This window comes from Streptomyces sp. 5-10 (assembly GCF_014712245.1).
In the GTDB taxonomy this organism is placed as follows: domain Bacteria; phylum Actinomycetota; class Actinomycetes; order Streptomycetales; family Streptomycetaceae; genus Streptomyces; species Streptomyces violaceusniger.
In genome coordinates this window covers 51,199-61,666 of the sequence record NZ_JACVYG010000061.1, presented here as the reverse complement: position 1 = coordinate 61,666, position 10,468 = coordinate 51,199, and the positions used below count along the sequence as shown (strand labels likewise).

The following is a 10,468-nucleotide window of genomic DNA, read 5'->3' as shown; positions in this document are numbered from 1 at the left end:
GCCTTGACGGAAGACATAGAGGCACCCCCCCGTACAGCGACAGCCCCTTGGGAGAAGAAGCCATGCAGCAACCGCAGCCGCCCGTGCCCGCGCGGCGGAACGTGGGACAGGAGGCGCCATGCGCGTGATCGGGCTGATGTCGGGCACTTCCTACGATGCCATCGAAGCAGCCGCCGCCGACCTCACCCTGGACGGCGACATTCTGCGCCTGCGGCCTCTCGGTCACCTCTCCCGGCCCTACCCCGGCGACCTGCGCGACCTGATCGCCGCCACCCTCCCGCCGGCGGCCACCACTGTCCAGGCCGTCTGCGCCCTGGACACCGGCATCGGCCAGGCCTTCGCCGCCGCCGCCCGACACGCTCTGCACGAACTCTGCGACGGCAGTGCCGACCTGGTGGTCTCGCACGGCCAGACCATGCACCACTGGGTGGAGGACGGCACCGTACGCGGCACCCTCCAACTCGGTCAGCCGGCCTGGATCGCGGAAGCGACCGGCCTTCCCGTCGTCTCCGACCTGCGCAGCCGGGACGTCGCCGCCGGTGGCCAGGGCGCCCCACTGGTCGCCATGACCGACACACTGCTCCTGCGTGCCCTGCCCGGCACCCCCGCCGCACTCAACCTGGGCGGCATCGCCAACATCACCGTCGTCGCACCCGGCACCGACCCCCTGGCCTTCGACACGGGGCCGGCGAACGCCCTTCTGGACGCCGCCGTACGGCACTTCACCGCGGGCGCCGCCGCCTACGACGAGGACGGCCGCGGGGCCGCCGCCGGCCGAACCGATCCCGACCTCCTCGCCTTCCTGCTGAACGACCCCTACTACCGCAGGCCCGCACCCAAGAGCACCGGCAAGGAACACTTCCACCTGCCCTACCTGCGAAGGGCCCTCGACGCCGTGGCCACGCCCCGGCCCGACGACGTCCTGGCCACCCTGACCCGGCTCACCGCCGTCACCGTCGCGGACGCCTGCCGCGGTCACGGCGTCACCGAACTCGTCGTCTCCGGCGGCGGCGTCCGCAACCCGGAGCTGATGCGTACGATCATCGAGGAACTGCCGGGCGTGCCGGTCCGCTCCAGCGACGCCTTGGGCCTGCCCTCCGACGCCAAGGAGGCCCTGGCCTTCGCCGTCCTCGGCTTCCTCACCGTCAACGGCCTGCCCGGTACGTTCCCCTCGGGCACCGGGGCCCGCCGCGCCACGCTCCTCGGCAGCATCACGCCCGGCCTGCTGCCGCTGCGCCTGTGCGACCCCGCCGCACACCCGCCACGCCTGCTGCGCATCACGCACTGACCCCCACCCCGGCATCGAGGACCCATGACCCCCTCCACCCCGACTGCCCCCGCGCCGCCTGCCCCGGAAGGGGACGCCCGCCTGGCCAGGCTTCTGGCCGCGTGCGTCAGCGACCCGTCCAGGGTGACGACCGATGTGCCGCGCAGGGCCGCGGTCGCCCACGACGCCTCGCCGTACCTGTGCACGCCGCGCGCCGTGGTGCGCGTCGCGTCGGCGGCCGAGGTGGGCGCCCTGATGGCCGGGGCCGAAGCGGCCGGGCTGCCGCTCACCCTGCGCTCGGGCGGCACCAGCCTGGCCGGGCAGGCGAGCGGCGACGGCATCCTCGTGGACGTCCGCAGCCACTGGCGCGGCGCGGAGGTCCTCGACGAGGGTCGGCGCATCCGGCCGCAACCGGGCCTGACGGTGCGCCAGGCCAATGCGCGCCTCGCCCGGTACGGGCGCCGGCTCGGCCCCGACCCGGCCGGCGAGTCCGCCTGCACCATCGGCGGCCTGATCGCCAACAACTCCAGCGGCAGGAACTGCGGCACGCGGGACAACGCCCACCGCACCATGGAGTCCCTGCGGTTCGTGCTGCCGTCCGGGACCGTGATCGACACCGCGGCCCCCGACGCCGACGAGGCACTGCGCGCCCGCGAGCCCGAACTCCTCGACGAAGCCACCGCCCGATCCACGGAGGTCACACCATGAACCTGTCCCGACGGAATCTGCTGGCCGCCGGCTCCGCCGCGGGGGCCCTGACGGTCACGGGCGCGGCCGCCGCCGCACCGGCCGCCGCGGCGCGGGGCAACGGCCACCGGCCGCGTACCGGCTTCGAACGCCTCGCCGAGGACGGATACGCAGCGCTCCACGGCCGACGTGTCGGCATCGTCACCAACCCGACGGGCGTGACCCGCGACGTACGCCACATCGTGGACGTGATGCACGCGGACGACCGCGTGAACCTGGTCGCCGTCTTCGGACCCGAACACGGTTTCCGCGGAACCGCGCAGGCGGGCGGATCGGAGGGCCGCTACGACGACCCGGCGACGGGCCTGCCGGTGTACGACACCTATCTCAAGAACGGCGGGCCGCTGGCCGACATCTTCACCGCCTCCGGCGTCGACACCGTGGTGTTCGACATCCAGGACGTGGGCGCGCGCTTCTACACGTACATCTGGACGCTCTACGACTGCATGGAGGCCGCGCAGCTCGCGGGCAAGCGCGTCGTGGTCCTGGACCGGCCCAACCCGGTGACGGGACGCGGCGCGCTCGGCCCCGTGCTGCACAAGGAGTTCGCGTCTTTCGTCGGCCGCCAACCCATCGCCCAGGCGCACGGCATGACGGTCGCGGAGCTGGCACGACTGTTCAACGGCGAGTTCCTGCGGACCCCGGTGCACCTCGAGACGGTGCCCATGACCGGATGGCGGCGCTCGGACTTCCACGACGTCTCCGGTCTGCCCTGGGTGCCTCCCAGCCCGAACATGCCGACACCCGACACCGCCCTCGTCTACTCCGGGACGTGCCTCTTCGAGGGCACCAACATGTCGGAGGGGCGCGGCACGGCCCGTCCTTTCGAACTGCTCGGGGCCGAGGGCATCGACGCCCGGTGGGCCGAGGCCGCCAACGCCCTCGACCTGCCGGGGGTGGAGTTCCGTGAGGCGTACTTCGCCCCCACGTTCTCGAAGTTCCAGGGGACGACGGTGGGCGGCGTGCAGGTCCACGTCCACGACCGCGACGTGTACGACCCCGTACACACGGGAGTGGCGCTCCTGGTGACCGCGAAGCGTGTGTGGAGCGACTTCGCCTGGCGGCCCGATCACAGCATCGACCGGCTGACGGGCAGCGCGCGGGTCCGCACGATGATCGACGCGGGCGCCGGGGCGGACGAGGTGGCGGCGGCCTGGGAGAGTGAGCTGGCGGTGTTCCGCGGCATCCGCCGCCACTACCTCCTCTACCGCTGACAGCCCGGCCGACCCGGTCCAGGACCTGGCTGGGCCCCGATCAGGGCGTGGCACAGGCCTCGTCGCCGGTCAAGGGTGCGTGCGATGGCCGTCGGGCAGCCAGTGCAGGGCGAACCAGAGTTCCATCCGGACGCCCGGGTCCCGCAGGTCGACGTCGAGGAGTTCGGCGATCCGAGCGAGGCGGTGGCGCACGGTGTTGCGGTGCACCCCCAGGGCTGCCGCGGCGCGGTCCCAGCTGCCGTGCAGGTTCAGCCAGGTCCGCAGGGTGCCCAGGAGGACCGTGGCGCCCGGTGGGCCGGCCTGGTCCAGCGGGGCGAAGCGGGTCCGGGCGAACTCTTGGGCGTCGGCGGGCGCGACGATCGCATCAAGGCTGAGCGGGTCAAAGGAGTGCACGACGGCGGGGGCATCGGTGGCGATCGCGCGCTGCAGGGCGCGCTCGGCCTGGCGGTCGGCTCCTGGCAGGTCGGGGGCGGCCGCGGGCGCGCTGAAGCCGAGGATCCACCCCAGGTCGGCGGCCTGTGCGGGGGCGCTGGGCCGGGTGTCCGGTGCGCTGGGGATCAGCGCTCTCAGACCGGGCCCGTCGATGTACAGGTACGGCGTGCCAAGGGCGGTGCCCAGCGTCGCGAGCTGGGCCGGATCGTCACCGGTCGGCGGTGGCGGTGTGGAGCGTCCGGGGTTGTGCCGTCCGTGGACCACGATCCAGTGCTCGCCGCCCGTTCGGCCGGCGGGGGCCAGGGCGGGCGCCACCTGGGCGGGGGTGGCCCCGAGCATCAGCCGTACCAGCGCGCCGACGCTGTGGGTGTCGGTGCCCAGGGCGTGCCGCGGGCTGGTGAGCAGGGCCAGCAGGACGGTCGCCGTACTGGTCACGTGGCGGTGAACCAGGGTCGGGGCCGCGGTGGTGGCCTGGGCGAGGGCCAGCGGCGTGGTGGCGCCGTCGGCGCCGGGCAGGGTGTGGACGGTCAGGTGGATGCCTCCGTGGTGATCCGCTGCCGCCGCGGGAGGAGCTGGTCTGTGCGCCGTGTGACGTCGGCTGGTGCGCGCGAGGGTGCGTACGGCGAGGTCGCGCACGCGCCGCGGTGCGGGGGCCGGGGGGCGAGGACCGGCGCCGAACAGCTCGTTGCCCTGTGCGTCCAAAAGCACCGCCCAGGCCCCGGTGTGGGCGCTGAGCTGGGCGAGCACGGCCTGGAGCGCATCCGGACGGGCGGCGGCGGAGGCGAGAGCCGACTGAGCCCTGGAGATGTCCCTCAGCTCACGGTTGCGGGCCTCGGCGATGGCGGCGTACGTGGCCTGCCCGACCGCCACGAACGGTGTGGCCGGCGGCAGCCGCAGGAGCGGCAGCCCATGGCGGTCACAGGCCGCGGCGAGTTCGGGTGGAACCTCCTGGTGTACGGGGGCGACACCGAACCCGAGCGCGGCCACCCCGGCGGCGACGACGCGCCGCAGGTAGGTGTCGATACCGTCCGCGGAGCGCGGGAGGCGAACCCCCGCGGTCAGGAGGAGTTCGCCGCCGACGAGGTAGGGCGTGGGGTCCTCGATCTCCGTGGTGCCGACCGTGCTGATACGGCGGTCCTCGGCCGGTCCGGCGACCTGGCGCAGGCCCAGTTCCGGATCGGCCAGCAACACGCTGAGGGGAACGGACGGCTGCTCGGTCTCGGTCATGAGGAGGCATCCTCCCAGCCCGGCGGCACTGCGCGGGAGTGCCGTTTTTATCCAACGGATGACTCCATATTGGATGGAACCCGCACTTCAGCAACACGACGACCGGTGGCTACGGTCGTGTGACCAGCAGGGCACCACCCCGGCCCTTGCCCATGTGCACATCCCCTTGCCTCCCTCTCTCTTCTCCTCGGCACCGCGCCGCCGCCCTCCCCGCCTGGCGCGCAGCGGTTGCCTTCCCCTCGAACAGCCCCTTTGACGGCTTCGCGCGTCAGGCGCCGGCCGCAGCGAATCGGAGGACCCTGATGACCGTCGACTACCTCGTCATGGCCGGATACCTGCTGGGCATCGGCGGCGTGGGCTGGTGGGGCAAGAAACGCGCCGCTTCCAAGAGCGACTTCCTGGTCGCCGGAAGACGCCTGGGCCCCCTCATGTACACCGGCACGATGGCCGCCGTCGTCCTGGGCGGCGCCTCCACCATCGGCGGCGCCGCCTGGGGCGGCACCGTCGCCGGCGTCTACTGTCTCGTCTACGCCCTGGCCGGAGCCTTCATCGGCATGGCCACCAAAGTGCTCTACCCCAACCTGGCCGGCGCCGACGAGGCATTCGCCACCATCGTCAAGCACGCCCTGCCCACCGGGATCAAGGGCCTGGTCCTGGCCGCCGCCCTGTCCGCGATGATGTCCACCGCCAGCGGCGCCCTGATCGCCTCCGCCACCGTCGCCACCAATGACATCTGGGCCCGGCTGCGTCACCGCGGCCGCCACGAGGCCCCCGCCAGCCCGGAGGACAGGGACGAGGTCGGCTCCAACCGCCTGGCCATCGCCATCCTCGGCGTGGCCTCCATGGTCATCGCCTGCCTCCTCGGGGACGTCATCGAGGCCCTCACCGTCGCCTACAACCTGCTCGTCGGCGGCCTGCTCGTACCCATCCTCGGCGGCCTCATCTGGCGGCGGGGAAACCTGCCCGGCGCCATGGCCTCGATGATCGCGGGCGGCGCCACGGTGATCACTTTCATGGTGGCCGACGGACTCCTCGCCAACGAACCGGTCTACTACGGCCTGCTCGCCAGCCTCATCGGCTATGTGGCCGTCAGCCTCGCGACCAAGCCGACCGAAGAAGCCGTCGTCGCGGCATGGCGCCGCCGCCTGGCGGGCGAGCCCGCCGCCACCCCTGAATTCAGCGCGGTCTGATCACACCGACGGCGTCGGCAGCTCACCTCACCGACCCGGACCCCGGGCAAACCGGCCCGGGGCCCCGCCGGCCATCGGGCCCACGACGAAAGGATCACTCATGACCGAAGTGACACTCCGCACCGATCACACCGCCCAGGCCACCTCCGACGAGGAACACCGCCTGCGCCGCGAACTCGCCGCCGTGTACCGCCTGGTGGCCCACTTCCGGATGACCGACCTGATCTTCACGCATATCTCCGTCCGGCTCCCCGGACCCGAGCACCACTTCCTGATCAACCCCTACGGTCTGCTCTTCGAGGAGATCACCGCATCGAACCTCGTCAAGATCGACCTCTCCGGCCACCCCGTCGAGGACACCCCCTACCCCGTGAACCCCGCCGGGTTCGTCATCCACAGCGCCATCCACGCCGCCCGGCCCGACGCCCACTGCGTCCTGCACACCCACACCAGGGCCGGCTGCGCGGTCGCCGCGCAGGAGGACGGCCTCCTCCCGCTCAACCAGATCTCCATGGAGTTCTACGGCAGGGTCGGCTACCACGACTACGAGGGCGTCGCCCTCAACCTCGCCGAACAGCGCCGCCTCGTCGCCGACCTCGCCGACCACCCCGCGATGATCCTGCGCAACCACGGCCTGCTCACCGTCGGCGAAACCCCCGCCCAAGCCTTCCTGCGCATGTACTACCTCGACAAGGCATGCGAGATACAGACCGCGGCCATGGCCGCCGGCTCCGAGCTCATCACCCCCCACCCCGACATCTGCGAACTCACCGCACGCCAACTGGCCGGCGAGGACGACAGCTCCGACCTCCAGGACGACAAGGCGTACGACCTCGCCTGGGCGGCACTGCTCCGGATGGTCGAGCGCATCGCCCCCGACTACAAGGACTGAAGCCCCGGGTTCACGCACAGCTCGTGGAGCTGCTGCCGAAGCACCGGGGCGCCGCGTCAGGCCGGGACCACCGTCAGCCCCTCCGGTGCCGTCACGTTCACCGCTCCGTCCGCCGCCAGAGTGATGGCGAGTTGGGCCCCGCCGACCTGGAGCCCCGTCACCGTCAGCGGGGCGTACGCCCCGGCGAAGGCGGGGGCCACGGTGACCGTGCCGCCCGGGACGTCCGCGTCCAGGCCGAGGGCCGAGCGCAGCACCAGGACCGAGGAAGCGGCCGCCCAGGCCTGGGGGCGACAGGAGGCGGGGTAGGGGGCGGGGTGCGGGCCCGCCGCGGCGCCGTGGCCGGCGAAGAGTTCGGGAAGGCGTCCGGCGAACCCCGCCGACGCCGTCAGCAGGCCCGCCGCCAGCGGCGCCGCCGCGTCCGGGAAGCCGGCCCTGACCAGGCCGTGCACGGCGATCGCGGTGTCGTGCGGCCAGATGGAACCGATGTGGTAGCCGTACGGGTTGAAGCCCACCGAGTCGCTGCTCAGGGTGCGCAGGCCGTGGCCCGCGTCGAGGTCGGGGCCGGTCAACCGGGCGGCCAGCGCCGCGCTCTCCTCCTGGTTCAGCAGGCCCGTGCCCAGAAGGTGGCCGAAGCCCGAGGTGACCGAGTCCACCGGCCGGCCGTCGCGGTCCAGCGCGACCGCCGGGTACGGGCCCTGTGCGTCCTCCACCCAGAAGCGCTTCCGGAAGCGGGTGGCGAGCCCTTCCGCCCATTCCTCCCACGCGTCCGCACCCGGCCGCCCGAAGGCGCGCAGCAGCGCCGCTCCGCCCCGCGCCGCCTCGTACGCGTACGCCTGCACCTCGCACAGCGCGATCGGCGGGTCGGCGAGCCGGCCGTCGCGATGGCGGATGGCGTCACCGGAGTCCTTCCAGCCCTGGTTGGCCAGGCCCCGTCCGGTCCGGTCGACGTACCTGAGGAAGCCGTCGTCGGCCGCGGCCGCCTGGTCGCGGACCCACGCGAGCGCCGACTCGGTGTGCGGCAGCAGCTGTTCCACCTGCTCGGGGGCCAGACCCCAGCGCCAGGCGTCATGGAGCAGGGTGATCCACAGCGGGGTCGCGTCGACCGTGCCGTAGTACACCGGCGGGACGGCGAACGTGTCGGTGAAGTTCTGGGTGCCGCGCCGCACTTCGTGCAGGATCTTCCCCGGCTGCTCCTCCGTGGCGGGGTCGGCCACCGCCCCCTGGCGGCGGGCGAGCGTGCGCAGCGTACCGGCCGCGAGTTCGGTGCCGAGCGGGAGCAGCATGCGGGCGGCCCACAGCGAGTCGCGGCCGAAGAGGGTCAGAAACCACGGGGCTCCGGCGGCCAGGAACTGATCAACGCCGTCCGTGCGCGCCTCCGCGGACCGGGGGTCCATCAGGCGCAGCCGGTCCGCGTCGGCGACCGACTGGTCCAGCCACTGGTCGAAGCGCCGGTCGGCGCTGCGCAGGGTCGGGCTGCGCCACGGTACGGCGTCCGCCGGGGCGGCCGGGAACTGGTCGCCGTCCGCGTACGCCGCCGTGCAGCGCAGCGTCGCCGTCCATGAGGCGCCGGGGTCCAGCTCGACGTCGTACGACAGCCGGCCCTCCGGCGCATCGAGGGCGTCCGGCGCGGGCTCGCCGACCAGGCGTACGGCGAACCCGTCGCGGGACCACACCAGACCGCTGCCCCCGGCGCCTTCCGCGCCTTCGGCCCGCCCCGGCACCGGGTCCAGGACGTGGCCCGACTTCACCCGCTCCATCGGGGCGAGGTCCGTGCCGGCCGTGACCGTGAGCCGGAAACCGACCCGCTGGGTGCCCGCGTTGGTGACCTCGAAGCTCTCCTCCAACCGCCCGGAGGCGACGGTACGGCGACGGTTCAGGGCCACCGCCGGGTCGGGCGTCACCTCGCCGAGCCCCCTCAGGATCGCCCGGAAGTCCGCCCGGTCGGCTCCCCTGAGCCCACCGCCGACCGGCGCCAGGGCGATGGACCCCACCGTGACGGTCAGATGCGACAGCGCCCTGCCGTCGCCGTGGTAGAAGCCGTCCGCACCCCCCTTGAGCTGCCCGTCCGGGCGCGAGATCACAAAGCTCGGCGCGTACAGCGTGACGACCGCGTCGTGCAGGAACGGCTGCAGGTCCGTGGCCACCGAAGTGGGGGTCGTGACCGGTTCGTTGGTGTCCTGGGCCTTGACAGTGGTGTCCAAAGGAGTAGAACCTCTCAGCATTAGATCGATCCAAAGACACTAACGGCCTCTTCAGAGCGCTGGCAATGCCTTTGGAACGCTCAAATCAAGCTCGCAGGACCAGGTTCAGACCCTCGTACGCCGGAGACCCGTATGCCCCGCTCCACCAGCAGTCCCTCGCCCAAGGGCGGCCCGGTGACCCTTGCCATGGTCGCGCGCCGGGCCGGTGTCTCCCCGCAGACCGTGTCCAACGCGATCAACTCGCCGGAGCTGCTGCGCCCCGAGACCCTGGAGCGAGTCCGCGGGGTGATCGATGAGATGGGCTACCGCCCGAGCCGTGCCGCGCAGGCGCTGCGCACCCGCTCCAGCAAGCTGATCGGCTACGGCATCCAGCCCGTTCCGGGGGGCGACACGGCCCCCGTCATGGACCGCTTTCTGCACGCCCTGTCGCAGGCCGCCGACGAGGCCGGCTACCGGATGCTGCTGTTCGCCTGCCCGCCCGGCGGCCCGAGCCTGGAAGGGTACGAGGAGCTGCTCGGCCAGCACGACGTCGACGGCTTCGTGCTCAGCAACACCGCCCGCCAGGATCCGCGCCAGGCGTGGCTGGCCAAGCGGGGCGTACCGTTCGTCGGCTTCGGCCGGATGTGGTCGGGGCGGCAGATCGGTGACTGGGCCGACGTCGACGGTGCCTCGGGCACGGACGCCGCCGTGGAGCACCTGGTCGCACTCGGGCACCGCAGGATCGCCTTCCTGGGCTGGCCGCGCGGCTCCGGCGTCGGTGACGACCGTGCCGCGGGCTGGCAGCGGGCCATGCGCCGGCACGGGCTCCCGACGCGCGGACGGCGCGCGGAGAGCGCGGGGGACGTCGAGGCGGCCCGGATCGCCGTGAAGCCCTTACTGGACGCGGGTGCCACGGCCGTGGTCGCGGCCAGCGACACGCTGGCGCTCGGCTGCTATCACGCGCTGCGCGAGCGGAACGCCGTCCCGGGCCGGGACGTCGCCGTGGTCGGCTTCGACGACTCGCCGATCGCCGGGATCCTCTCGCCCTCCCTGTCCACGGTCGCCCAGCCGCTGGAGGCGGTCGGCAGGGAGTGCGTCCGGCTGCTGCTGGCCCGGATGGCCAACCCGGCGGCGCCACCGGAGCGCGTCCTGCTGGAGCCGTCCCTCGTCGTCCGCGACAGCACCCCGGCGCCGGGCTCCGACGCACCGGCGCCCTGACGCGCCGGCGCCCCGTCGCGTTGGCACTCTGACGACCGGCGCTCTCTCGCGTTGGCGCCGTGAGGCGCCGCGCCCCGAACCTCACCTCTCCTCCACCCCCC

8 protein-coding genes are annotated in these 10,468 nt (G+C 73.1%); 6 read left to right on the top strand and 2 right to left on the bottom strand.

The window, feature by feature from the left end:
• Window positions 1-118: 118 nt before the first annotated feature.
• Genes IEJ02_RS40940 through IEJ02_RS40930 form a run of 3 tightly spaced genes read left to right on the top strand, consistent with a single transcriptional unit; the run spans window position 119 to window position 3,228 of the window.
• Entirely contained in the window at window positions 119-1,288 is a 1,170-nt protein-coding gene (locus IEJ02_RS40940; protein WP_191069414.1) for an anhydro-N-acetylmuramic acid kinase, read from the top strand.
• 24 nt (window positions 1,289-1,312) lie between these two features.
• Window positions 1,313-1,975, top strand: coding sequence for an FAD-binding oxidoreductase (locus tag IEJ02_RS40935; RefSeq protein ID WP_223865278.1), 663 nt, complete (start codon window positions 1,313-1,315; stop codon window positions 1,973-1,975).
• Entirely contained in the window at window positions 1,972-3,228 is a 1,257-nt protein-coding gene (locus IEJ02_RS40930; RefSeq protein WP_191069413.1) for an exo-beta-N-acetylmuramidase NamZ family protein, read from the top strand. The genes IEJ02_RS40935 and IEJ02_RS40930 overlap by 4 nt, the downstream gene beginning before the upstream one ends.
• Before the next feature lie 69 nt (window positions 3,229-3,297).
• On the opposite strand, the gene IEJ02_RS40925 is transcribed toward IEJ02_RS40930, so the two are convergent.
• The gene (locus tag IEJ02_RS40925) at window positions 3,298-4,887 is read right to left on the bottom strand and encodes a PucR family transcriptional regulator (RefSeq protein WP_191069412.1); all 1,590 of its coding nucleotides are present in this window, start codon (window positions 4,885-4,887) and stop codon (window positions 3,298-3,300) included.
• A 302-nt stretch (window positions 4,888-5,189) separates the two neighbouring features.
• Here IEJ02_RS40925 and IEJ02_RS40920 point away from each other — a divergent pair, with 302 nt between their 5' ends.
• Window positions 5,190-6,077: a sodium:solute symporter family transporter gene (locus tag IEJ02_RS40920; RefSeq protein WP_191069411.1), complete on the top strand. Its 888-nt coding sequence runs from the start codon at window positions 5,190-5,192 to the stop codon at window positions 6,075-6,077.
• Between the two features lie 100 nt (window positions 6,078-6,177).
• Window positions 6,178-6,969, top strand: a complete 792-nt coding sequence (locus tag IEJ02_RS40915) for a class II aldolase/adducin family protein (RefSeq protein ID WP_223865277.1) — start codon at window positions 6,178-6,180, stop codon at window positions 6,967-6,969.
• 56 nt (window positions 6,970-7,025) lie between these two features.
• On the opposite strand, the gene IEJ02_RS40910 is transcribed toward IEJ02_RS40915, so the two are convergent.
• Window positions 7,026-9,170 (bottom strand): amylo-alpha-1,6-glucosidase, encoded by a 2,145-nt coding sequence (locus IEJ02_RS40910; protein WP_191069410.1) that lies wholly within the window; start codon window positions 9,168-9,170, stop codon window positions 7,026-7,028.
• Window positions 9,171-9,302: 132 nt separating this feature from the next.
• On the opposite strand from IEJ02_RS40910, the gene IEJ02_RS40905 reads away from it, so the two are divergent.
• Window positions 9,303-10,367 (top strand): LacI family DNA-binding transcriptional regulator, encoded by a 1,065-nt coding sequence (locus IEJ02_RS40905; protein ID WP_191069409.1) that lies wholly within the window; start codon window positions 9,303-9,305, stop codon window positions 10,365-10,367.
• The last annotated feature ends 101 nt before the right edge of the window (window positions 10,368-10,468 follow it).